The organism is Haladaptatus sp. HS23, assembly GCF_056892285.1.
Window position 1 is genome coordinate 941,995 of the sequence record NZ_JBXGLH010000001.1, and the last position, 22,133, is coordinate 964,127.

Genomic DNA, 22,133 nt, shown 5'->3' on the forward strand with positions numbered 1-22,133 from the left:
ACTCGCGCGCATCAGGTACACCCGGACGGACTGAAATTTAGTTGGCGGAAGGGGGTGGGTCGATATCACGGTTCCTCGGAAGGACGGGTGTTCTACGCGCCGAACTGAACACGACGGGTCTTGCCCGTTTCCACAGATAAAACACCTCCCGTTTCGAGCACTCGAACGCCGATGGAGAAAGTCAACCTCGACGCCGCGTTCGACACGTTCGACGAACACTGGTCACCCCGGCTCGCCGCCGAACTGAACGGGCAGGCCGTCAAACTCGCCAAGTTAGAGGAGGAGTTCGTCTGGCACCACCACGACGACGCGGACGAGATGTTCCTCGTGACGAGTGGGGAACTCCGCATCGAGTTCCGAGAGGAAGACGACATCGTACTGGAGGAAGGGGAATTTCTCGTCGTACCACGGGGAGTAGAACACAGGCCTGTCGCGGAGAAGGAAACCGAGATACTCCTGTTCGAACCGATGGACACGACCAACACCGGGAACGTGGAGAACGAACTGACGGAGACGGACCTCGAAGAGGTGTGAGAATCGAATTCCGATTCGAAGTCGATTTTACCCACCCAGCGGCGTCCACGTCGTCGAATCGCGCTCCCAGAATTCGCTATTCTTCTTCAGTTTCGGAACCCACGTGTCCTCGGTCTTCGAGAGTAGCGCGACCCGCGAGGCGGGAACCTGCTTTAGCACGTCGTGGTCGGGCATGTGTTCGCCGACCCGCTCGGTGAACTCGACGACTTCCTCGTGGTCGAGCATGGACGACCGGTCGAGGCGGCCGCGCGAGTGGCCGACGTGCATGTACGCCTTGAGTTCGACGAAGTCCGGGTCGGCGCGCTCGTAGAAGGCGGCGTACCAGTCGGGGTTTGCGACGTTCTCCCCGCCGACGAGCGTGGTTCGGATGACGGTTCGCGTCTCGTCCTTTTCGGCCAGCACGTCCATCGTGTCGATGAGTTTCTCCCACGCGTCGTCGTCCACGGCACGGACCACCTGGTCGAAGGTGGCGCGGTCCGCGGCGTCCACGCTGACGTAGAGTTGCGTCGGGTCGCAGCGTTCCAGCATCTCGGGGTTCGTCCCGTTGCTCACGAGGAACGTGGTGATGTCCCGGTCGTGGAAGGCGTCGATGAGTTCCGGCAGGTAGGGGTACAGCGTCGGTTCACCGTCGAGAGAGATGGCGACGTGGCGGGGTTCCATCGACTCCTCGAAGATTTCTCGCGGCACTTCGTCGTTGCCGCCGAATCCCGACAGCAGTTTGCGCTGGAGGCGAATGCTCGCGTCCACGACGGCCTCGGGGTCGTCCCACTCCACGTCGCCCAGTTCGTAGGAGTGGCCGCGGTGGTCGCGCCAACAGAAGACACAGCGTTCGTTGCATTTGACGACGGGCGTCATCTGGATGCAGCGGTGGGATTCGATGCCGTAGAAGATATTTTTGTAGCACTTTCCTTCCCCGCGGAGCGCGTTCGCCGTCCACCCGCAGGTCTGGGCGGCGGTGTGGTTCTCGCTATGGTAGTTCGGGGAGGAGACCTGTTTGGGTCCGTCGTCGGAACCCGAATCGTTCCGATTGCTCGTCGACCTCTCCTCGGCCGTGTCCGATTCGCTCATTGACGGAAGAATGTCGTCCAACGGTAAAACGTTCTTTCCTCTCGCCCGGAACCTCCTTCGTTCACGGGGAGCGCACCTTGGAACGGAACGCCTGCGGAGCGGTGTCAGGATGAATGGCCGACGAGAGGTCGGCCGTGTACACCATCGGCCACGGCAGGCCGCGGGTCACGCGCAGCGTGTCGCCGTCGGTTCGAACGTCTCGAATCCGCCGCCACGGGACGAGTGAACCGCCGACTTGGCCGTCCGGCCTGATGAGCAACCCGTCGTCGAGCGCGACGAGTTCGATTTCCTGTTTGCCGACCAACAGCGTGCCGATGGTCGTCCCGATGAGCGCTCCGACGAGTGACACGGAGATAAATTGGACCGTGACGAACTCGCCGAGTATCAGTTTGACCACGGCAACTCCGATTGCGCTGGAAACCAGTGCGAGCGGCAGTTCGTAGAGTCGCGATTTGGTGCCGATGACGTTCCCACGGACCGGCCGAGTCTGGTACAGTATCTCCGCGTACCGGGCCGACGCGAAGGCCGTCGCGACGAGCGCGACCACCGCAAAGACCGATAGCCGGATGAGGAGTCCGGTCGTGGGGTCGTAGTCGGTGCGGGCATACGCGACGAGAGCACCAACGAAGGGAAGGACGCCGACGACGGCGAGCGACCAGCGAAGGCGGGAGGACACCGCGCGGTCGAGTTCGGCGCGGAACTGCTCGGCCGCAACCCACCCGAGGAGGGTGACGAGGAGGCCGATTTCGATTTCGTTCGCAGGCGCATCGGGCCACAGCCACGGGAGGGCGACGGCGACGGCACTCCCGAGAAAGAAACCGAGGGAGATGCTAAACGGACGAAATCGGGGAGGGCGGAGCTTCATGCGAAATGGTTGTGTTTCTAACCTTATCAGTGATTCGTTACTTCAGAACGGATAGAGGAGGACGAGAACCATCACAAGACGTATTTCCATCCGATAACATCACTTCGGAAATGAGTCGTGGGGCGGTCAGCAGACGGGAGTTCGTACGAAGCGCGGGTGTCGCCGTTCCCCTCTGGAACAGTTCGAATCTGACGCGGTCGTATGCGCCGACGGCGAAGCGGTTGTGGACGGTGAAAACTGGAGAAACCGCCGCTGGTCGGTGCGGAACGAGTAGCGCCATGCCACGAACTCCGGCGAGCAAAGTTGATAGCTGAGCGAGACGTTACTAGGAGTGCGATTGGGGAGGAATTCGCGTGGGGGCACTTGGATACGACAGACTCGGAGGAGTGGCGGGTATCGCGCTTCGGAGGGTTCGCTCCGAATTACGGCTAGCGTTCGTCGTCTTCGTGGGAGGGTTTTTGGCGACGTTCTACGGGCTTCGGTACTGGATATGGCCCGCGCTGGAGCAGCGACTGTTGGAGTCGGAAGCCATCGTCGTCGCGGTGACGCCGTTCGACGTGGTCCTGTTACAGGCGAAATTGGGGCTCATCACCGGGATACTGATGGCCGCGGTCTTTCTCGTCTATCGGACACGGAGGACGGAGCGAGGTGAAGATTTCTCGCTGCCGGGAACGCGGCGGACGCGCCTGCTCGTCGCCGTGATAGTGGTCGCCCTGTTCGGCGGCGGCGTGGCCTACGCCTACCTCGTCTTCCTCCCGCTGCTGTTCGACTTCCTCGTGACCAACGCGATTCAATCGGGGTTCCAACCCACCTACTCCATCGTGGAGTGGACGCAGTTCGTCCTCCTGTTGACGGTCGTGCTGGGGTTCACCGCCGAACTGCCGTTGCTCATGGGCGGACTGGTGTACGCGGACATCGTCCCCTACGACCTGTTCCGGGACCGCTGGCGCTACGCCGTCTTCGGTATCGTCGTCCTCAGTTCGATGGTGAACGGCTCGCCCGACCCGTTCTCCATGTCGCTCGTGGCGATTCCGATGACGACGCTATATTTCGTCGGACTCGGCTGTGCGAGACTCGTGGACCGCGGGAGTCGAACCGGCGTCGAAGGGACACGACGTCCGGCACACATCGACCTCGCGTCACTCGACGCGTCGGGAATTCGCTCCGCGCCGCCGGAAGCGTTCGACTCGCTCACGGAACACGAGGCGCTCGAACTGGCGGATACGGCGCTGGACGACGGAGACCACGAACGGGCGACGGCCATCCTCGACCGCTTCGATGCGGCGAACACGAATGCGGACGAGGAGGAGGAACGACCGAAGCAATCCGCGGAGCAGCACAACGACGAAAACGGCTTGACGACTGCGGTCGAGGGAACCGCGGCCCGGATGGCGTCGGTGTTCACGGAAGAGGAGAAAACCGAGGACGACATCGGCGGCTACTACTACGACCTTCGGTTCGTGGTCGGAAGCCTCAGAGGGAAGTCGGTCCGCCTCGCGGGAGTGTTCATGGCCGTCGTCGCGGTGTCGTTCACGTTCCTCTACGGCGGCGGCATCGGCGCGATAAAGCGGGATTTCCTGACGGAGCTTCCGGCGGGGGTCAATCCGGACGCGTTGAACATCGTCCTCCTGCATCCGGTCGAAGCCCTCGCGTTCGAGATGAAGGTGAGCGTCATCGCGGGTGCGGTGGCGGTGTTGCCGTTGGTGCTATACTACGCGTGGCCCGCAATCGAATCCCGACTGGGTGCGCGCGCCGACCGGAACGTGTTCCTCGTCTGGGGCGGCGCGATGGCGGTGGGCTTATTAGCGGGGAGTTTCGTCGGCTACCGCTACGTCGCGCCGGAAGTCATCTCCTACCTCGTCGCCGACGCTCGCGCCGCGGACATGATAATCGCCTACCGAACGGCGGCGTTCTTCTGGCTGGTGTTCGCGCTGACCGTCGGGGTCGGTCTGTTAGCCGAAGTTCCGGTGACGATGCTGCTGTTCCATCACGGGAACGTCGTACCCTACCGGACGATGCGACGACGCTGGCGGGAGGTTTCCGTCGGCGTGCTGTTCGTCGCGGCGATGTTACCGGGCGGTCTGCTGTTGATGCTGTTCGTCGCGCTCGCGGTCATGGTAGCATACGGCGTCGGGTTGGCCGTGCTGTGGGTGGACTCGTTAGGGGAGCGGTTGTTCCGGGTGGCGACGTAGGCCGTTCGAACCGCGACCGGGATCGTTCAGAAACCCCTTTACCGACCGCCCGGGAACGGACTGGTATGTTCCTGACGTTCAGGGAAGAAGTCGAGGAGGCCCTTCTCGGGGCACTCTCCAGCCTCGACCTTCCGACCGACGACCTCGGAATCGAGACGCCCCCGGAGGGCGTGGACGCCGTACTCGCTTCCAGTGCGGCGTTCCGACTCGCCGGGGAAGTCGGCGCACCGCCACCGAAAATCGCGGCCGACATCGCGGACGAAATCGACGCCGACGGCTACGACCACATCGCAGCGGCGGCGGGGCAAGGTCCGTACGTCAACTTCCTGCCGAGCGATGCCTACTACGACGAGACGGTCGAGACGGCACAGAACGACGAGTACGGCCGCCTCGAACCGACCGGCGAGGACGTCGTGGTCGAACACACGAGCGCCAACCCGACCGGCCCGGTTCACGTAGGACGCGCGCGCAACCCGATTACCGGCGACGCCATCGCGCGTATTCTGGATTTCGCGGGCAACGACGTCGAGCGCCACTACTACGTCAACGACGCGGGTCGCCAAATCGCCGTGTTCACGTGGGCGTACGAGACGTTCGACGAGGAGGACCTCCCGGAACCCGAGCGCGAACGCGCCGACTACGACCTCGTGCGCTACTACCGCAAGGGGAACGCCTACCTCGAAGAGGCCGACCCGGAGGACGCCGACGAAGCCGAGACGAAAATCGCCGGGATTCTACAGGGGTTGGAGGAGAACGACGAGGCGACCTACGAGCGCGTCAGCGAAGTGGTCGACACCGTCCTCTCCGGTATGCGCGTCACGTTGGACCGCCTCCCCGCCGAGTTCGACGAGTTCGTCAAGGAGACGCGGTTCATGTTCGACGGGAGCACCGACGACGTGGTGTCCCGTCTGAAGGAGAACGAACACGCCGTCTACGAGGAGGACGCGTGGCAACTCGACCTCTCGGAGTTCGGCTTCGAGAAGAACCTCGTCTTCCTGCGCTCGGACGGGACGAGCCTCTACACGACCCGCGACTTGGCCCACCACGAGTGGAAACTCGACAACTACGACCGCGCCGTGACGGTCATCGGCGAGGACCACAAGCTACAGGCCGACCAACTCGCACAGGCCCTCGAACTCCTCGGCAACGACACCGAGGACCTGACCGCGTTCCACTACTCGTGGGTCAACCTCCCGGAAGGCGGTATGAGTACCCGTGAAGGGACGGGTATCGACATGGACGACCTGTTAGACGAGGCCGAAAAGCGCGCCCGTGAGGAGGTCGAGAGTCGGATGGACGACCGCATCCGCGACGACGACCTCACCGAGGCGGACGTGGACCGCATCGCCCGACAGGTCGGCATCGGAGCGGTTCGCTACGACATCATCTCGAAACAACCCACGAAGACCATCACGTTCGAGTGGGAGCGTGCTTTGGACTTCGAAGCCCAGAGCGCCCCGTACGTCCAGTACGTCCACGCCCGGTGCTGTGGCATCATCGCGGAAGGGGGCGGCGAGATTCCGGCCGAAATCGACCCGTCCGTCCTCGATTCCGAATCGGAACGAGACCTCATCGAAGTCATCGCCCGCTTCCCGCACGTCATCGAGGAGGCCGCGGAGGACCTCGAACCGCACGCAGTCGCCACCTACACCCGCGAGTTCGCGGAGACGTTCAACACGTTCTACCGCGAGTGTCCCGTCCTGACCGCCGAGAACGAGGAGGTCCGCGACGCCCGTCTCGCGTTGGTCGCCGCCTCGAAGCACACCATCGCGAACGCCTTAGGCGTCATCGGCATCGAAGCGCCGGAGTCGATGTAGGCTAAATCACGCCGTAGACGAGTATCGAGTGAGAGCGAAGGGAGTCCTAAAACGCCAGAACCATCGGCGAACGATATCGTACTCGGTTACGGAGTCAGGTGACGGGGTTGGACCGCCGGAAGGGTGGCCAACCACGAATCGACGTGAATGAATCCCGTCGTCCCCGAAAGGCTTCCGCCGACGTACAGAATCCCGGCGTAGGCCAGTCCGAGCGCGACGAGGAGGAACAGCACTATCCACCAGAACGGAACCGAATCATCGTTCGCCATTTCCTCCAAAAAACCACCGCGAGCTACTTGATTATTCGCCACGTTACGCAGTGACTCGGGATTGCAGGGACCGACGATTGGAGGGAGGAAAACGACTACCGGAACAGGGAGCCGATTCGACCGAAGAGTCCGTTCTTTTCTTCGCCGTCGTCATGTTCTCCGTCGTCATCTTCGCCGCCGTTTCCGTCGGAATCGATATCTGGGCGGACAGGCCCGTCCTGAAACGGAACGGCCTCCACCCCATCGGTGTCGGTCGCGTCGTCCGGTTCGGCTTCGACGATTTCGTCCGGCAGGTCAGCGAAGGAGTCCGCGGTTTCCCCGGACGTCGATTCCGCAGACGGGTCGGCGTGGTCGGAGAGGACGGTGTCGAACTCGTCTGCATCGTCTCGTTCAGTTACGGATTCGTCGGGAGGAGTGGCCGTGTCCGCGGTCGGTTCGGGGACGTCTGCGTCATCTGTCGGGATATCTGGTCCGAGCGGCGGGCCGTCGGGGGAGTCAGTGTCATCTTCGGAAGACACCTCCGTTTCCAGCGGTGCCGGTTCCACGGACGGCTCGGAATCGTCCGCATCGTCGCCGGTTTTGATGACTCTCCGGTCGATGAGTTCGTGAACCGGGTCGGAGGCCGAGTCGGAAGTTTCGTCTTCGGGGGAAGATGTCGATTCGGGACCTGATTCGGCGGGCTCGGTTCTGGACGGCGGGGTTTCGGGCGATTCGGTTTCGGACTCCGGTTTCGTTTCCGACTTCGGTTCTGGTTCCGATTCCGGTTCGACTTCCGGCGCGGACTCGGAGTCGGGTGTGGAATCGAACGGGAGGGGTTCGGTTTCCGCGTCCGAGGCGGACGTCGCCGAATGGGACGTCGTCGGGTCGGGTTCGACGTTCGTGTGCTCCGCGGGTTCCGGCTCCGAGGACGAACCGGAACCGAGGGCCTCCTCGGGGGTTCCGAGTTCGAATTCGGCGTCGGCAAGCGACGGGACGTTCGACGCCGACGTGCTGGGTTCGCCCGAGAGTTCGGGGGTGTCGGTCTCGCCGGTGAGGATGTTCGAGAGTTCGCGGTAGGCCGTCGCCGCGGGACTGTTCGGCGAAAAGGCGGCTAACGGCCGACCGGCGTCGATTCCCAGCGGGACGGTTTCGTCGTCCGGGACGACGGTGAGGACGTCCGTGTCGAGCGTTCCCTCCACGTTGTCCGCGTTGAGGATGTCGTTTCCGCGCTGGGTGAGAACGGCACCACGAACGGTTCCCTCGACGCGGGACGAGAGTTCCGCGGTTTTGGCGGTGTCCCGTACGGAAGCCACGTCTGGCGTGGTGACGAGGAGAACGTCGTCCGCGAGCGAGAGCGGGAGGATGGTGTCGTAGCTGATGCCGGCACCCGTGTCGAGCAGGACGTACTCGTACTCCTCCCTGAGTTCGGCGACGACGCGCTGCAGTTGGGCCGTCTGTGATTGTGCGAACGTGTAGATATCGGTGCTGCTCGGCAGCACGTCGATGTCGCCCGGCGCGTGGTAAATCGCTTCGTCGACGCTCGCATCGTCCGAGAGCACTTCGTGGAGCGTCGCACCGTCCATCTCGAAGTCGAGGTAGCCGCCGACGTTCGCCATCCCGAGGTCCGTATCCACGACGATAACCCCGTGGTCCGCCGCCGCGAGCATCGCCCCGAGGTTGATTGCGGTCGTCGTCTTCCCCACACCTCCCTTGCCGCTTGCAACCGCGAACACTGTCCCTGTCATGGTCGTTGTGTCAAACCGAACAACAGCACGTATATAAACCTAGTCCGTTAGATGGTACAAATTATAAGACAGCCGACAGGGCACGTTCGTCCCGTCGAAGCGGAGTGGACCGCCAACGGGAGTTTTCACGGAGCGTACTCGAACCAGTTCTGACGGATATTCATATCACCAAATCATCACTCGAATCGGACGGACAGTCGCCGGTTCAAAAGTCATACTACGACTCGCTCCGAAGGGCCGGTATGAACGAACCGGGTATCGACGTGCTGATGGACCAAGCCACCATCCGACGTCGCGTGGACTCGGGGAGGGTTCCGGAATGGGGCGTCGACCACTACGAGAGCTTTCGGGACGGCCTGCTCGGGGAACGAAACGGGACACCGTTCCCGTGTTACTTCGGCATCGAAACCGAACGGGAGGGCGACGCGCTATACACGTTCTGTCCGTCGATGACCGACAAGGACGCGCTCCTCTCGCTCGGCGAAACCGTCGTCGAATATCACGAGGTGTACGAGGACCACAGCGAACGCGCGCCGCTGACCGTGTTCTTCCGACCGTCGGAAGAGACGTTCACGGAAGCGGAGTATCACGAGTCGATGTGGCACGTCCTGCAGTTCCTCCACGTCCACGACCCGGAACCGTGGCCCGAGGGAATTCCGACCGACCCGGACGACAACGAGTGGGAGTTCTGTTTCAACGGCGAACCGATGTTTCCCACCTGCCGTGCGCCGTTCTACGAGGACAGGAAAAGCCGCTACTGTCCCGTCGGCCTCGAAATCACGTTCCAACCTCGGTCCATCTTCGAGGGCGTGACCGCGGACACGGAGCGCGGAAAGCGGGCGAGGAAAATCATTCAGGAGCGGATGGAGAGCTACGACGGCGTGTGCCCGCACGCGCAACTCGGCGACTGGGGCGTCGAAGGCGACCACGAGTGGCCCCAGTACCTGTTTTCACAGGACGGGGAGCAAGCGCCCGACGAGTGCCCGATTCGGACCACCCGCGAACACCCGAAGAGCGGGATTCTCATCGACGCATGACGCCCGAACTCGACCTTTCGACCGACGCCGTACTGCTCGCCATCGACTTCCAGCGAGGCTTTTCCAACCCGGTGTGGGGAGAGCGCAACAACCCCGACGCCGAGGAACGAGCGGGAGAACTCCTTCACGCGTGGCGGGAGGCGGAGCGACCCGTCGTTCACGTCCGGCACGATTCGACGGAGGAGAACTCGCCGCTCCGCGGCGATTCGGACGGCTTCGCGTTCGTTCCCGAGATGGAACCGACCGACGACGAGACGGTCTTCGAAAAGCGCGTCAACAGCGGCTTCATCGGGACGGAACTGGAAGCGTGGCTCCGCGACGGCGGGTACGACACCGTCGTCGTCGTCGGGTTGACCACGGACCACTGCGTTTCGACCACGACGCGGATGGCGGAGAACCTCGGCTTCCGGCCGTTCCTCGTCTCGGACGCGACGGCGACGTTCGACCGGGTGGCACCCGACGGGACGGAAATCTCGGCCGAGACCAACCACCGCGTCGCGCTCGCACACCTCGACGGCGAGTTCGCGACGGTCGTCGGAACTGACGAACTGCTGTCGGCGGTGGAGTGAGTTTTTACAACCCGAACACCGCGCTAACACCCCGCAATCGAGGTCAAAGGTTACTTACCAGTTGGAGCGGCTAGAAGGGAGTAATGAGCCAGCAGGACGGAGAACAGTCCGACAGGAAAAAGTACGAGTTCCAGAAGGTCATCGAGGACTTGAAGGAGTACGAAGGCTCGGGGACCCAACTCGTCACCATCTACATCCCGGAGGACAAGCAGATCAGCGACGTGGTTGCACACGTCACTCAAGAGCATAGCGAAGCGAGCAACATCAAGTCAAAACAGACGCGAACCAACGTGCAGGACGCGCTCACGTCCATCAAGGACAGACTGCGCTACTACGACACCTTCCCGCCGGACCGGGGAATCGTCATCTTCAGCGGAGCCATCGACGCCGGCGGCGGCCAGACCGACATGGTCACGAAGGTGCTCGAAAGCCCGCCGGACCCGGTCGAGTCGTTCCGCTATCACTGTGACTCCCAGTTTTTGACGGAACCGTTGGAGGAGATGCTCGGCGACAAGGGACTGTACGGTCTCGTCGTCCTCGACCGACGCGAGGCGACCGTCGGGTGGCTGAAGGGCAAGCGAATCGAGCCGGTCAAATCCGCCTCGTCGCTCGTTCCCGGCAAACAGCGCAAAGGTGGCCAGTCCGCCCAGCGTTTCCACCGACTGCGCCTCGAAGCCATCGACAACTTCTATCAGGAGGTCGCGGGAATGGCCGACGACCTGTTCGTCCCGAAACGCCACGAGATAGACGGCGTCCTCGTCGGCGGTCCGTCGCCGACGAAAGACGAGTTCCTCGACGGCGGCTACCTCCACCACGAACTCGACGGAAAGGTACTCGGCAAGTTCGACATCGCCTACACCGACGAGTCCGGCCTGTACGACCTCGTCAACGCCGCCGAGGAGACGCTCGCCGACGCGGAAGTGATGAAGGACAAGCGGGAGATGGACGAGTTTTTCCGCGAACTCCACGAGGGCGACCTCGCGACCTACGGGTTCGAACCCACGCGCCGAAACCTCATCATGGGGTCAGTGGACCGCCTGCTCCTCTCCGAGGACCTCCGTAAGGACGTCGCCGTCTTCGAGTGCGGCGACCAGGAGGAGTACGAGTTCATCGACCAACGGAAGGGGGACCCGAGCCACACCTGCGAGGACGGAACCGAGGCCGAGATGACCGAGCGCGAGGACGCCATCGAGTTCCTCATGAACATCGCCGAACAGCGCGGGACCGAGACGAAGTTCATCAGCACCGACTTCGAGAAAGGTGAACAACTGATGAACGCGTTCGGCGGCGTCGCTGGCATTCTCCGCTACTCGACCGGCGTGTAAACCGTCGATTCCGTTTCTGCTGTCTTTTCGACCTATTTGTCCCGTTTCGGCATCGTCGAATAGTGGGGATTGAACGCGATGTCGGGCCGGTCGTCCGGCATCGTGGAGTACGAGAACGTGACCTTCATGTCCGGGCGACCTCCCGGCCCGCCGCCGGTACTGTCGTCTCCCCGCTCGCCACCGGACCCCAACTCGCTTTGGGCGATTTGGTCCTTCAATCGGTCGCGGGCGTCGTCGATTTGCTCTCGGAACTGCTCGGCGTTCTCCCCCAGTTCGGACTGGAGTTTTCCCTCCGTCGCTTTCGAGGCCATTTCGGCCGTGTCGCCGGTCATATCGCCCAGGCCCGAATCGCCCTCGTCGGAGTCGTCCGAGTCGTCGCCTGAAAGGGAGCCAATCGCGTCCGACAATTCCGTTCCCTCCTTCCATAGGTCCTGCATCTCCTCGGAACTCCAGAACTCGCGGAAGTTGATGGCCCTCACGAGTTCCTTCGTGTCGAGCGCGTCCCGCGGGTTCCCGCTCTCGACTGCGTCCGGGACGTTTTCGAGTTCGACCGCGTTGGGTAACTGCCCGACGTCGACGGTCTTCAGGAACGCGTCGGCGTCGAAGCCGTCGAACACGTCCGCCGCTTCGTCGAGGAGGGTCCAGAGGGAGTCGGCTTCCTCCGACACTTCCTCGAACGTGTCTGCCGATTCGAAGGCGTCTTCGAATCGCGCCAGCGCCCGCTGTATCCGCGTCATGAGTTTCGTTCGGGAGTTCTCGTCGTCGAACTCCTCGATGGACTGTCCCAACTGATTCGAAAGGTCGTCGAAGTCGGTTGACATGGTGTATCACCTGTTGGACGGCAAGCCGTCTCGGAAGGACGGGGTGTTTCGGGAGTACGGATTCCGACACGCACAGGGATAAACGCAGTCGCTAGTAGCGAACGGTTGGGACGGGTAAGGTCCGATTACCGGATGCTGATTCTCATTCCGCGGTCGCACGGCGTGCCCGAAGTTCGAGATACGAGACGGCAGAGGCGATGAGCAGGATGAGAACACCCCAGAGCAGGTGGAATCCGATACTCCCGAGCGACGGGCCGAACGCGAATTCGACGCCACCCAAAATCAGGAGGAGACCCACGGGGAACGAGAGAAGTGCAACCATCACGACGAACGTGGCGACCCGCCGGAGGGAGAGACGCCAGCGGTACGTGACGAAGTACGCAGAGGTTCCGGCGGCGAGGACACAGAGCGCGAGGACGCCGTTTTTCGTGACGGGTGGAATAGCGATTCCGTAGAACGCGACGGTGAACACGATTGAGAGCAGGAGGGTCGAAATCAGCCAGCGAATTTGTCGCTTCATGTCACCTCCGGAAGCCGTCCGTATCGGCGTCGGTAGACGAGGAGATACGTGAGCAGAAGCAGAACCACGAAGCAGACGGGCGTGTAGAGGATTTGCGTGAACGGGTCGGGCGGTGCGAGTATCGACACGAGAACGTTCGCACCGAAACTGGTGACGGCGAACATTCCCGCGAGACCCTGCCACCGCGTCGGCGGATATCGTCGCTCGTTCGACGGGCGAACGACGAGGAGGTAGTAGAGGGCGGCAGGCCAAAATATCGGTCCCAAAATTGCCCAAAGGAGGGGAGAGGAACTACCACGGGCGGTAGAGTCCAGTCGTATCCAATACGAGAACGACACGATTCCCACGACGGCTACGAGCAGGTTAGGGATGAGAGTGAGGGAAACAAACGGAAAGAGTAACATGCCGGTAGATTCGGGGTGGAGTACAAGTATTTTCTGTCGCAATTCACGATGGCGAGCGCGCCACTGTATTGTACTTGTTCTGGAACCTCCACCGGACGGGTCGTACTGATTCGACTGCACAACCGAACTCACTTTATTGACGGAGAGACTCACATCGCACATGAGCAGGTTCGCCGAAGTAGACGACCAGTACGAACCGCACTCGGTGGAAGACCGGGTGTTCGACTACTGGGACGACGTGAACGCCTACGAGAAGACGAAGCAGGCGCGAGAGGGCGCAGAGCGGTTCTTCTTCGTGGATGGTCCGCCGTACACCTCCGGCGCGGCGCACATGGGCACGACGTGGAACAAGTCGCTGAAGGACGCCTACATCCGCTACAAGCGAATGCAGGGTTACGACGTGACCGACCGGCCGGGCTACGACATGCACGGCCTGCCCATCGAGACGAAAGTCGAGGAGCGACTGGGCTTCGAGAACAAGAAGGACATCGAGGAGTTCGGGATGGAGAACTTCATCGAGGAGTGCAAGGAGTTCGCCAACGACCAACTCGACGCGATGGACGAGGACTTCAAGTCCTTCGGCGTCTGGATGGACTGGGACAACCCGTACAAGACCCTCAGCCCCGAGTACATGGAGGCGGCGTGGTGGGGATTCCAGCGTGCCCACGAACGCGGACTCGTGGAACAGGGCATGCGCTCCATCAGCCAGTGCCCTCGGTGTGAGACGGCCATCGCCAACAACGAAGTCGAGTACGAGGACGTCGACGACCCGTCTATCTACGTGAAATTTCCGCTGCACGAGGACGAGCGAAGCGAGTCCTCGCGCGACCGATATCTCGTCGCGTGGACGACGACGCCGTGGACGGTTCCGGCGAACACGTTCGTCGCAGTCGATGCGGACGGGACCTACGCCGAAGTGCGGGCGACCAAGAGCGGCGAGAGCGAGACGCTCTACGTCGGCAAGCCGAAGGTCGAGGAAGTTCTGAAGGAAGGTCGTTACGACGACTACGAAGTCGTCGCGGAACTGACCGGCGAGGAGATGCTCGGGTGGGAGTACGAACACCCGCTCGACGACGAGGTACCGAACCACCCGAGCGGAGAAGGAACGCTGCAGGTGTACGAGGCCGACTACGTCGACGTCGAGGGTGACGGTACCGGACTCGTCCATTCCGCGCCCGGACACGGTGAAGAGGACTTCAATCGAGGGCAGGAACTCGGCCTCGACATCTTCTGTCCCGTCGGCGGCGACGGCACGTATGGCCCGGAGGCGGGCACGTACGAGGGGCAGTTCGTCAAGGACGCCGACGAAGATATCATGGCCGACTTGGAGGCGGGCGGCCACCTGCTCGCGTCCGGCACCGTCCACCACAGTTACGGACACTGTTGGCGGTGTGACACCGGCGTCCTGCAGATAGTCACCGACCAGTGGTTCATCACGGTGACGGACATCAAGGAGGAACTCCTCGACAACATCGAGGACAGCGAGTGGCACCCACAGGAGGCCCGCGACGAGCGGTTCTACAACTTCGTGGAGAACTCGCCGGACTGGAACGTCTCGCGCCAGCGCTACTGGGGCGTGCCGATACCCATCTGGACTCCCGAAGATTGGTCGGGTGAGATGGACGACGTGGTCGTCGTCGGTTCGCGCGAGGAACTCGCTGAGGCGGTGGACCAAGACGTGGACCCCGGAGACGTGGACCTGCACCGTCCGACCGTGGACGACCTGACCGTCACGAAGGACGGCACGACCTACACCCGCGTCCCGGACGTGTTCGACGTGTGGCTCGATTCCTCCGTCGCCTCGTGGGGAACTCTCGACTACCCGAGCAACCAGGAGGACTTCGAGGAACTGTGGCCCGCCGACCTCATCATGGAGGCTCACGACCAGACCCGCGGTTGGTTCTGGTCGCAACTCGGCATGGGCACCGCCGCACTGGACGAGGTGCCGTACGACGAAGTGCTGATGCACGGATGGGCGCTCGCCGAAGATGGGCGCAAGATGTCCAAGTCCATCGGAAACATCGTCGCACCCGAGGAAGCTATCGAGCGCCACGGGGCGGACCCGATGCGCCTGTTCCTGCTCTCGCAGAACCCGCAGGGCGAGGACATGCGCTTCTCGTGGGACGAGATGCAAAACATGCAACGGAGCCTGAACATCCTTTGGAACGTGTTCCGGTTCCCGCTGCCGTACATGCGACTGGACGACTTCGACCCGGACACGGTCGACGTGAAGGACGCCGAAACCGAACTCGTGGACGAGTGGCTCCTATCGCGGCTACAGACAGTGACAACGGAGATGACCGAAGACTGGGACGACTTCCGACAGGACAAGGCGCTCGGCACGCTCCTCGACTTCGTCGTCGAGGACGTCTCCCGGTTCTACATTCAGGTCGTCCGCGAGCGCATGTGGGACGAGGGCGACAGCGAGAGCAAGCGGGCCGCCTACGCGACGTTCCACCACGTCCTGAAGGAACTGGTCGCACTCCTCGCGCCGTTCGCGCCGTTCGTGAGCGAGGACATCTACCAGAATCTCACGGGAGAGAGCGGCGAGGAGAGCGTCCACATGCTCGACTGGCCCGAGGTCGACGAGTTCTGGCAGGACGAGCAGTTGGAGGAGGACGTGGCCGTCCTCCGCGCCGTCGAGGAGGCTGGCGCGAACGCCCGCCAACAGGCCGAGCGGAAACTCCGCTGGCCCGTTTCACGAATCGTCGTGGACGCGCGGGACGAGTCGGTCGTCCACGCCGTCGAGAACCACAGCGACCTGCTGGCGGACCGCCTGAACGCCTACGAGGTCGAACTGGTCTCGCCCGACGAAGGCTGGGGCGAACTCGCCTACAGCGCGGAAGCGGACATGAGCGTCCTCGGTCCCGCATTCGGCGGGGACGCGGGCGAAGTGATGAACGCGCTCAACGAGGCGCGCGTCACGGAACCGGACCTGTCCGCGCTCGAAGCGGCGGTTTCGGACGCGCTCGGCGAGGACGTGGAACTGGACGACGAGATGGTCGAGTTCGTCACGAAGACGCCCGACGACGTGTCCGGCGCGACGTTCGACGTGGAGGGGGCTGAACTCGGCGTCGTCTACGTCGATACCGCACTCACCGAGGACATCGAGAGCGAGGGCTACGCCCGCGAGGTCATCCGCCGCGTGCAGGAGATGCGAAAGGAGGAGGACCTCGACATCGAGGAGAACATCCACCTCGAACTCGACGTGCGCGACGAACGCGTCGCCGAATTGGTCGACCGCCACATGGACCTCGTGAAGGAGGAGGTCCGCGCGGAGAGCGTCGGAACGGTCGAGGACGGCTACCGCAAGACGTGGGACGTCGAAGGCGTGGAGATGGAAATCGCCATCTCACCGTTGGCGGAAGCGGAAGCGTAGACCACCGAACCGTGAACGTTTCGAGGCGCGGAGCGCCTCGAAACGTGCGAATAGCGCGGAACGGAGTTCCGCGGACAGTCGAGTAGCGCGAAACGACGTTTCGCGGACCGTTCGAGCGGGCGAACCCCGCGAGAAGACGGCGACGCCGCGAGACGACGGCGAAAGACGTGAACCGAGTGAGCGGGGCCCCCCAACGGAGTGCCGAAGGCACGACGGACGGGGGTGACGACGTGCTTTTGGTCCAGCTTTTACCAGCGAGCGAACGACAGTGAGCGAGTGCAGTAAAAGCTGGTGTAGAACGCGGGGGTCCTCTTTTAGTCGGTCAGGAAGTCCTCGACGCCGTTGCGCATGAAGCTCAAATCGGCTCCGAGGAGGAAAAACCGGAATCCGCGTTCGGTCCGCTCGGATTTGATTTCCGGTGTCCGTCCCGCAATCCCCGGATACACGTCGTTGGCTCGCGCCGCCTCGAACACTCGCTCGACTGCCGCCGTCACGTCGGGATGGTCCTTCTCGCCCGGATGGCCGTAGGCCGCGGACAAGTCGTTCTCGCCGATGAACGCGACGTCGATGCCGTCGACCCCGAGTATCTCTTCGACCCGTTCGACGGCGGACGGCGACTCGATTTGAACGGTGACGAGCGTTTCGTGGTTCGCCGCCGTCACGTAGTCGTCGAAGCTCTCGCCGTAGGTGTTCGCCCGCGTGGTGCCAGCGACGCCGCGCTCTCCGACTGGTGGAAAGTGGGTCGCTCGGACGACGGAATCCGCGTCCTCGGTGGTCTCGACGCCGGGGACGATGACGCCTTTGGCACCGGAGTCGAGGGCGTGTTTCGCGCCGCCCGAAACGGCGGTTTCGACGGACGGAAGCCGTACGAGCGGCGTGGCGTGTGGTTCGACCGCCCGGACGAGCGCTTCGACGCGCTCGGGCGAGTGGGGTGCGTGTTCGGTGTCGATGGCGACCCAATCGACCGACGTTCGCGCGAGTACCTCCGCCGCTCGCGTGCTTCCCGATAGAATCCACGCACCGACGACTGCGTCTCCCCGGTCGAGTTTTCGCATCGAACGGTTCACGATTGACATACGCGTATCTTCGCCGGGCGCGTAATAAAACGAGGCCGTGATTCGAGAATGGAGTTGTGGTTCGAGAACGCGATTAGAAACGGTCGTCCTTACAACGCGTCCGCAATCGAGGGTGCGACGGATACCTGACTCACCGCTCGTTCGATGGTGTCGGTGCCGAACACCGCCTCGACGCCCGCCTGTGCGAGTTTGGTTCGAGCGTTCTGTGCGAGCATCGGGTGGATGCAGGTGACGTAAACGCGGCCCACGTCACGCCGTTGGAGGAGGGAAACGGCCTCGCTCATGGTCGAACCGGTGGCGATGATGTCGTCGGTGACGACCACGTCGCGGCCCGTGACGTCCGTGTCGCTGGGCGTGATTTCGACCTCGGTGCCGGAGACGCGTTTCTTCTCGAAGTAGTCGATGACGCCGTCGCCGTAGGTATCCCGCACGGTTTCCGCGATGTCGAGCGCGCCGTCGTCCGGGGAGAGGAAGACGGGGTCGGTCAGGTCATCCGGGAGGGGTTCCGCGAGGTGGCCCGCGGCGTCGATGGATTCGGCGGGAACGTCGAAGAAGTCACAGATAGCCTCCTCGTGCGGATTGACGGTGAGTACGCGGTCGGTTCCGGTGCTGATGGCGCGGGCGACCGCTCGGGCGGAGATGGGGTGTCCGTGGTCGAACGCCTTGTCCTGTCGGCCGTAGCCCATGTAGGGGAGGACGGTGACGACTTCCTCCGCGCCCCACTCGCGGGCCGCGTCCTGTAGCTGAAGGAGTTCGATATGTGCGTCGCCGGAAACGGTCGAAGCCACGATGACGGCACGGCCCCCGTCGAACTCCGGTGCGGTCGCAAGCAGTTCGCCGTCCGGGAACGATTCGTACTCCACGAACCCGAGGCGGTGGTCCGATTCGTCGGCGAGAGTGGCCGCCAGAGACTGGGAGGCGGACCCACTGAGTATCATACGAGGACACTGGATATGCCGGGTTAAACCGGTTTTCACTCGTCTCGACGTGTGCCCCGTCAGCACGTACCTGCCCCAGGTTGGCCGGTCGGTTTCGGTAACGAACCCGAGCTTTCGGCGGCGAATATGGAGTCGACTGTCGAGCACGTGGTAGAGACCTGCTATAAATAGGCAGACATAGTGATTGAAAATACCATACTGGAGAATAATATTTTATATTCGGACACGAGTATTATCATACAATGGTTTCGGTGACCCGGTTGAATGTCGAGAGGTCGCTTCCGGTCGACGAAAACGAGTTGACACCCGCCGAGAAGGGAGTCTTGAACCTCCTCGGCGAAGGTCGATGTACGCCGGCGTACGTCGGGGACGAACTTGCCATCGAGGCGGATACGTCCCGCACCATTCTCGACAGGTTTCGGACGGACGGCCTCGTCGTGAAACCGTATCGGGGACTCTACGAACTACGGGTGGAGGAGCAAGCGAGTGGTGAACGGAAAGGGCGATACAGAGACACGGAGACGATTCTCGCCGACGTGCCGTTCGAGGACGACCAGTTCAGACCCACCGAGCGCGGGATTTTGAACCTCCTCGTCGAGGGGAGGGCGATACCCGCGTATCTCGCCCGGGAACTCGACGTGACCCAAGAGTGCGCGAAAAGTCGACTCCGTGAACTCACCCGTCTCGGCCTCGTTCGACGACGGTATCGAGGGCTGTACGAACTCGACGCGGGAAGTAACTGACCGATGGACGAAACGGATGTGAACTAGCGGACGGCAATTCCCGTGACGTCGGTCAAACCGAGGTGGCGACTCCGCCATCCGTCGCCGGTAGTCAGTAAAAACGTCCCGGATTCGGTCGCAGCGTAGACGCCGTCCCCGAACGCGATATCGACGACGGGGTCGTTCACCGGAACGGAAACGTCCACCCATTCGTCCACTTCGTCACCCTCGCAGGACATCACTCCATCAGCGGTTGCGGCGTACGCTTGTTCGTCCGTAGCACTCACGACGCGAAAATCGCCGTCGACGGTTTTCATCCACCCGTTTCCGAGTCGGTAGAGGCCGTCGGCGGTTGCCGCGAGCGGCACACCCGCTGTGGACACGTCTCGGACGTCGGCCAATCCGGCGTGTTGGACGCCGTCCGACGAAACCCGGCACACGCCGTCGTCGGTTGCGACCAAGTCCCCGTCGATGGCTCGCACGGCGTCGAACGTCGCCAATTCGTGCCACTCGTCTCCCTCGCGGCGTGCGAGTCGTCCGTCCTCACCCGCCGCGAGGAGTTTCGCGCCGTCGAACCCGACCGCGACGGCGGGACCGAACCCGAGCGGCGAAAACCCGGCGTCCAGGACGTCCTCGTCCGTCGCAATTGCGAGGGCGTCGTCGGCCGCGGCGATATCGCGGGCGGCACAGCGGTGTGCCAGCGAGAACTCACCGATGATATCCCCGGAGACTTCGACGCGAGCGACGCCGAATTCCGTGGCGACGAGGACCGTCGTCGTTCCCTCCCGGTCGCTGTAGACTCGTTTCTCGTCGATGGTGGTCATGTGCGAGTGATGAACGCAAACCGGGGAAAACGTTCGGATTCCGTCGGACTCAGGTGAAGTCGCCGAATCCCGTCTGGGCGTCCTCCTCGGCGACGACTTCCTCCACGATGTCGGCGGAATCGTTATCGGGGTTGTTCACCTTCGTCGAAACCGGATAGGCTCGCATCTCGCTCGCCGGGAACGGGTCGAGGACGGACCGGCGTTCGTCCTCGTCGCCCTCGAGCCACGTCGCCTCCTCGTCGGGGTCGAGGATGACGGGCATCCGGTGGTGGATTTCGCCGACGACGTCGTTCGGTTCGGTGGTGACGACGGTGAACGACGTTTTCCGCTCTCCGTTCTGCCACGGCTCCCACAGTCCCGCCATCGCGAACGGTTCGCCGTCCGCTCTGGTCATCCGATAGGGTTGTTTTCCCGACGGGGTCTTCTTCCAGTCGTAAAAGCCGTCGGCGAGGACGAGACACCGACGGTCGCGGTAGGCGTCCCGAAAGCTCGGCTTGTCCGCGACCGTCTCGGCGCGGGCGTTGATGTGCCCGCCGCCGAACTCGTCGGCCCAGTGGGGAACGAGACCCCACGTCGGGAAGCGGATTTCCTCGGACGCGTCGTTGCGGACGACCGGATGGTCCTGCCCCGGCGCGACGTTGTATCGCGGACGGAGCGGACGGGTGGGAGTGGCGTCGAACCGGTCGGTGAGTTCGTCTTGGGATGCGAAGAGCGAGAGGCGACCACACATACTCGATACTCCGCCACGGAGAAGAATAAGCACGATGGCAACGATGTTCGGCGGTTCGAAGCCGGGACTTTCGACGGGTTTCAGCGAGTTTACGACGGCTGTTCGTGCGGGGCGAGTTCCTCCTCGGTGCGCCCGCTGCTGTTGATGATGTTGAACGCGGTCATCAGGTCGGTGCGGGAGATGATTCCCGCGACGTTTCCGTCGGCGTCGATGACCGGAAGCCGACCGATGCTGTGCTGTTGAATCGTCTCCAGCGCGTCCATAGCGTCGCCGTCGGCGGGTATCGTCTTGACGTCGGTGGACATCACCTCGCGGACGGTGTAGGCGTCGCGTTCGACCTGCCTGACGCTTCGGGCGTCGTCGAGCGTTATCATGCCGACGAGTTCGCCGTCATCGACCACGGGATAGCCGGTGTGACGTTGTTGGAACATCATCTCGAGGAGGTCGGCGATGGACGTGTCCGACGAAACGGTGTGTAAGTTTTCGGCGTCCGTCATCACGTCCTTTACGTGGACGTTGCGAAACGTCGCTGCGAGGACCGACTGCTGGGCCTCGCTGGACGCACCGATGTAGATGAAGAAGGCGATGCCGATGAGGAGGATGTTGCCGGAGAGGAGACCGAACAGCCCTAACATGATGGCGAACACCTTCCCGACCTCGGCGGCGGTTTGGGTGGCCTGTGCGAACGGACGGGTTCGAGCGAGGAGCGCCCGGAGAACGCGGCCACCGTCCATCGGGAAGCCGGGCAGCAGGTTGAACGCGGCGAGGACGAGGTTCATCAGCGCGAGATAACCGAGAACGAACCGGACGGCCTGAAAGTCCGTGGGCACCGCGAAGAGCGCGACGAACGACAGGACGCCGAGGATGATGCTGACGACGGGTCCGGCGATAGCGATGAGAAGCTCTTCGGACCACTCCTCGGGTTGGTCGGTGAGGCGGGCGATGCCGCCGAAAATCCACAGCGTGATGGAGTCGATGGGAAAGCCGAAGTGGATGGAGACGACGGAGTGGCCGAGTTCGTGGAGGATGACGCCGACGAACAAACCGACGGCGGCGGCCGCACCGAGGTACCACGGCATGGCTCCGGACGAGAGGGGTCCGGCGGATAGCCCGAGCCCCCAGATTTGATTCATGATTCGGACCCAGTCCGCGACCTGCGTCCCGATGAGCCACGCGAACACCGGTAAAATGAGCAGGAAGGTGAGGTCGAGTTTTATCGGGATGCCGAACACGCTCCCGATTTTGAAGCTTCGCATGGACGTATGTTGCACCGGAGACAACTTAAGCGTCTTCACGCCGAGAGGCGTCCCGAAGTATTC

The 22,133-nt window shown here is 62.8% G+C and carries 21 protein-coding genes; 9 read left to right on the top strand and 12 right to left on the bottom strand.

Translation table 11 applies throughout. The features are described 5' to 3' along the window. Positions 1-171: 171 nt before the first annotated feature. Entirely contained in the window at positions 172-534 is a 363-nt protein-coding gene (locus tag AC1XDK_RS05155; RefSeq protein ID WP_483348697.1) for a cupin domain-containing protein, read from the top strand. 27 nt (positions 535-561) lie between these two features. Here the strand turns inward: AC1XDK_RS05155 and twy1 are convergent, their stop codons facing one another. Together twy1 and AC1XDK_RS05165 are read right to left on the bottom strand one after the other, a co-directional pair. Continuing rightward, positions 562-1,602 carry a 4-demethylwyosine synthase TYW1 gene (twy1, locus tag AC1XDK_RS05160; RefSeq protein WP_483348698.1) on the bottom strand — a complete coding sequence of 347 codons (1,041 nt, stop codon included), beginning with the start codon at positions 1,600-1,602 and terminating at the stop codon, positions 562-564. 61 nt (positions 1,603-1,663) lie between these two features. Next, positions 1,664-2,467 (bottom strand): hypothetical protein, encoded by an 804-nt coding sequence (locus AC1XDK_RS05165; RefSeq protein WP_483348699.1) that lies wholly within the window; start codon positions 2,465-2,467, stop codon positions 1,664-1,666. 110 nt (positions 2,468-2,577) lie between these two features. Between AC1XDK_RS05165 and AC1XDK_RS05170 the strand changes: the two genes are divergently transcribed. The 3 genes from AC1XDK_RS05170 (at position 2,578) to argS (ending at position 6,476) form a co-directional block, all read left to right on the top strand. Then, positions 2,578-2,781 carry a hypothetical protein gene (locus AC1XDK_RS05170; RefSeq protein ID WP_483348700.1) on the top strand — a complete coding sequence of 68 codons (204 nt, stop codon included), beginning with the start codon at positions 2,578-2,580 and terminating at the stop codon, positions 2,779-2,781. Positions 2,782-2,820: 39 nt separating this feature from the next. Next, positions 2,821-4,659, top strand: a complete 1,839-nt coding sequence (locus AC1XDK_RS05175) for a twin-arginine translocase subunit TatC (protein WP_483348701.1) — start codon at positions 2,821-2,823, stop codon at positions 4,657-4,659. A 65-nt stretch (positions 4,660-4,724) separates the two neighbouring features. Continuing rightward, positions 4,725-6,476: an arginine--tRNA ligase gene (gene argS, locus AC1XDK_RS05180; protein WP_483348702.1), complete on the top strand. Its 1,752-nt coding sequence runs from the start codon at positions 4,725-4,727 to the stop codon at positions 6,474-6,476. Positions 6,477-6,562: 86 nt separating this feature from the next. On the opposite strand, the gene AC1XDK_RS05185 is transcribed toward argS, so the two are convergent. Further along, complete coding sequence (locus tag AC1XDK_RS05185; protein WP_483348921.1) at positions 6,563-6,745, bottom strand: hypothetical protein; 183 nt, start codon at positions 6,743-6,745, stop codon at positions 6,563-6,565. Between the two features lie 95 nt (positions 6,746-6,840). Then, positions 6,841-8,469 carry a MinD/ParA family ATP-binding protein gene (locus tag AC1XDK_RS05190; protein ID WP_483348703.1) on the bottom strand — a complete coding sequence of 543 codons (1,629 nt, stop codon included), beginning with the start codon at positions 8,467-8,469 and terminating at the stop codon, positions 6,841-6,843. A 242-nt stretch (positions 8,470-8,711) separates the two neighbouring features. Here AC1XDK_RS05190 and AC1XDK_RS05195 point away from each other — a divergent pair, with 242 nt between their 5' ends. The 3 genes from AC1XDK_RS05195 (at position 8,712) to prf1 (ending at position 11,400) form a co-directional block, all read left to right on the top strand. Continuing rightward, positions 8,712-9,506 carry a YqcI/YcgG family protein gene (locus AC1XDK_RS05195; protein ID WP_483348704.1) on the top strand — a complete coding sequence of 265 codons (795 nt, stop codon included), beginning with the start codon at positions 8,712-8,714 and terminating at the stop codon, positions 9,504-9,506. Further along, the gene (locus AC1XDK_RS05200) at positions 9,503-10,075 is read left to right on the top strand and encodes a cysteine hydrolase family protein (RefSeq protein ID WP_483348706.1); all 573 of its coding nucleotides are present in this window, start codon (positions 9,503-9,505) and stop codon (positions 10,073-10,075) included. The genes AC1XDK_RS05195 and AC1XDK_RS05200 overlap by 4 nt, the downstream gene beginning before the upstream one ends. 83 nt (positions 10,076-10,158) lie before the next feature. Next, positions 10,159-11,400 carry a peptide chain release factor aRF-1 gene (prf1, locus tag AC1XDK_RS05205; protein ID WP_483348707.1) on the top strand — a complete coding sequence of 414 codons (1,242 nt, stop codon included), beginning with the start codon at positions 10,159-10,161 and terminating at the stop codon, positions 11,398-11,400. Positions 11,401-11,432: 32 nt separating this feature from the next. Here prf1 and AC1XDK_RS05210 read toward each other — a convergent pair whose 3' ends face one another. From AC1XDK_RS05210 to AC1XDK_RS05220, 3 genes are all read right to left on the bottom strand, one after another. Further along, entirely contained in the window at positions 11,433-12,221 is a 789-nt protein-coding gene (locus AC1XDK_RS05210; protein WP_483348708.1) for a hypothetical protein, read from the bottom strand. A gap of 142 nt (positions 12,222-12,363) precedes the next feature. Then, complete coding sequence (locus tag AC1XDK_RS05215) at positions 12,364-12,741, bottom strand: hypothetical protein (protein ID WP_483348709.1); 378 nt, start codon at positions 12,739-12,741, stop codon at positions 12,364-12,366. Further along, positions 12,738-13,145: a DUF7534 family protein gene (locus AC1XDK_RS05220; protein WP_483348710.1), complete on the bottom strand. Its 408-nt coding sequence runs from the start codon at positions 13,143-13,145 to the stop codon at positions 12,738-12,740. Before AC1XDK_RS05220 ends, AC1XDK_RS05215 begins: the two co-directional genes overlap by 4 nt. Before the next feature lie 160 nt (positions 13,146-13,305). On the opposite strand from AC1XDK_RS05220, the gene ileS reads away from it, so the two are divergent. Continuing rightward, complete coding sequence (ileS, locus tag AC1XDK_RS05225) at positions 13,306-16,524, top strand: isoleucine--tRNA ligase (RefSeq protein WP_483348711.1); 3,219 nt, start codon at positions 13,306-13,308, stop codon at positions 16,522-16,524. A gap of 314 nt (positions 16,525-16,838) precedes the next feature. Here the strand turns inward: ileS and AC1XDK_RS05230 are convergent, their stop codons facing one another. Together AC1XDK_RS05230 and AC1XDK_RS05235 are read right to left on the bottom strand one after the other, a co-directional pair. Continuing rightward, on the bottom strand, positions 16,839-17,600 hold the full coding sequence (locus AC1XDK_RS05230) for an HpcH/HpaI aldolase family protein (protein WP_483348712.1): 762 nt from the start codon (positions 17,598-17,600) through the stop codon (positions 16,839-16,841). A gap of 89 nt (positions 17,601-17,689) precedes the next feature. Next, complete coding sequence (locus tag AC1XDK_RS05235) at positions 17,690-18,538, bottom strand: ribose-phosphate diphosphokinase (protein WP_483348714.1); 849 nt, start codon at positions 18,536-18,538, stop codon at positions 17,690-17,692. Positions 18,539-18,780: 242 nt separating this feature from the next. On the opposite strand from AC1XDK_RS05235, the gene AC1XDK_RS05240 reads away from it, so the two are divergent. Beyond that, positions 18,781-19,281, top strand: coding sequence for a hypothetical protein (locus AC1XDK_RS05240; RefSeq protein ID WP_483348715.1), 501 nt, complete (start codon positions 18,781-18,783; stop codon positions 19,279-19,281). A 23-nt stretch (positions 19,282-19,304) separates the two neighbouring features. Here the strand turns inward: AC1XDK_RS05240 and AC1XDK_RS05245 are convergent, their stop codons facing one another. From AC1XDK_RS05245 to AC1XDK_RS05255, 3 genes are all read right to left on the bottom strand, one after another. Next, positions 19,305-20,084 (bottom strand): HVO_0234 family beta-propeller protein, encoded by a 780-nt coding sequence (locus AC1XDK_RS05245; RefSeq protein WP_483348716.1) that lies wholly within the window; start codon positions 20,082-20,084, stop codon positions 19,305-19,307. Positions 20,085-20,133: 49 nt separating this feature from the next. Beyond that, on the bottom strand, positions 20,134-20,814 hold the full coding sequence (locus AC1XDK_RS05250; protein WP_483348717.1) for an SOS response-associated peptidase: 681 nt from the start codon (positions 20,812-20,814) through the stop codon (positions 20,134-20,136). Positions 20,815-20,903: 89 nt separating this feature from the next. Next, positions 20,904-22,070, bottom strand: a complete 1,167-nt coding sequence (locus tag AC1XDK_RS05255; protein ID WP_483348718.1) for a CBS domain-containing protein — start codon at positions 22,068-22,070, stop codon at positions 20,904-20,906. Between the last annotated feature and the right edge of the window lie 63 nt (positions 22,071-22,133).

What these genes read in the sequence shown, in the direction of transcription:
- AC1XDK_RS05210 (WP_483348708.1), bottom strand. Translation starts at nt 12,221, where the DNA reads ATGTCAACCGACTTCGACGACCTTTCGAATCAGTTGGGACAGTCCATC.
- AC1XDK_RS05185 (WP_483348921.1), bottom strand. Translation starts at nt 6,745, where the DNA reads ATGGCGAACGATGATTCGGTTCCGTTCTGGTGGATAGTGCTGTTCCTC.
- AC1XDK_RS05240 (WP_483348715.1), top strand. Translation starts at nt 18,781, where the DNA reads ATGGTTTCGGTGACCCGGTTGAATGTCGAGAGGTCGCTTCCGGTCGAC.
- AC1XDK_RS05155 (WP_483348697.1), top strand. Translation starts at nt 172, where the DNA reads ATGGAGAAAGTCAACCTCGACGCCGCGTTCGACACGTTCGACGAACAC.
- AC1XDK_RS05220 (WP_483348710.1), bottom strand. Translation starts at nt 13,145, where the DNA reads ATGTTACTCTTTCCGTTTGTTTCCCTCACTCTCATCCCTAACCTGCTC.
- AC1XDK_RS05170 (WP_483348700.1), top strand. Translation starts at nt 2,578, where the DNA reads ATGAGTCGTGGGGCGGTCAGCAGACGGGAGTTCGTACGAAGCGCGGGT.
- ileS (WP_483348711.1), top strand. Translation starts at nt 13,306, where the DNA reads ATGAGCAGGTTCGCCGAAGTAGACGACCAGTACGAACCGCACTCGGTG.
- AC1XDK_RS05250 (WP_483348717.1), bottom strand. Translation starts at nt 20,814, where the DNA reads ATGTGTGGTCGCCTCTCGCTCTTCGCATCCCAAGACGAACTCACCGAC.
- AC1XDK_RS05200 (WP_483348706.1), top strand. Translation starts at nt 9,503, where the DNA reads ATGACGCCCGAACTCGACCTTTCGACCGACGCCGTACTGCTCGCCATC.
- AC1XDK_RS05255 (WP_483348718.1), bottom strand. Translation starts at nt 22,070, where the DNA reads ATGCGAAGCTTCAAAATCGGGAGCGTGTTCGGCATCCCGATAAAACTC.
- argS (WP_483348702.1), top strand. Translation starts at nt 4,725, where the DNA reads ATGTTCCTGACGTTCAGGGAAGAAGTCGAGGAGGCCCTTCTCGGGGCA.
- prf1 (WP_483348707.1), top strand. Translation starts at nt 10,159, where the DNA reads ATGAGCCAGCAGGACGGAGAACAGTCCGACAGGAAAAAGTACGAGTTC.
- AC1XDK_RS05165 (WP_483348699.1), bottom strand. Translation starts at nt 2,467, where the DNA reads ATGAAGCTCCGCCCTCCCCGATTTCGTCCGTTTAGCATCTCCCTCGGT.
- AC1XDK_RS05235 (WP_483348714.1), bottom strand. Translation starts at nt 18,538, where the DNA reads ATGATACTCAGTGGGTCCGCCTCCCAGTCTCTGGCGGCCACTCTCGCC.
- AC1XDK_RS05195 (WP_483348704.1), top strand. Translation starts at nt 8,712, where the DNA reads ATGAACGAACCGGGTATCGACGTGCTGATGGACCAAGCCACCATCCGA.
- AC1XDK_RS05190 (WP_483348703.1), bottom strand. Translation starts at nt 8,469, where the DNA reads ATGACAGGGACAGTGTTCGCGGTTGCAAGCGGCAAGGGAGGTGTGGGG.
- twy1 (WP_483348698.1), bottom strand. Translation starts at nt 1,602, where the DNA reads ATGAGCGAATCGGACACGGCCGAGGAGAGGTCGACGAGCAATCGGAAC.
- AC1XDK_RS05230 (WP_483348712.1), bottom strand. Translation starts at nt 17,600, where the DNA reads ATGTCAATCGTGAACCGTTCGATGCGAAAACTCGACCGGGGAGACGCA.
- AC1XDK_RS05215 (WP_483348709.1), bottom strand. Translation starts at nt 12,741, where the DNA reads ATGAAGCGACAAATTCGCTGGCTGATTTCGACCCTCCTGCTCTCAATC.
- AC1XDK_RS05245 (WP_483348716.1), bottom strand. Translation starts at nt 20,084, where the DNA reads ATGACCACCATCGACGAGAAACGAGTCTACAGCGACCGGGAGGGAACG.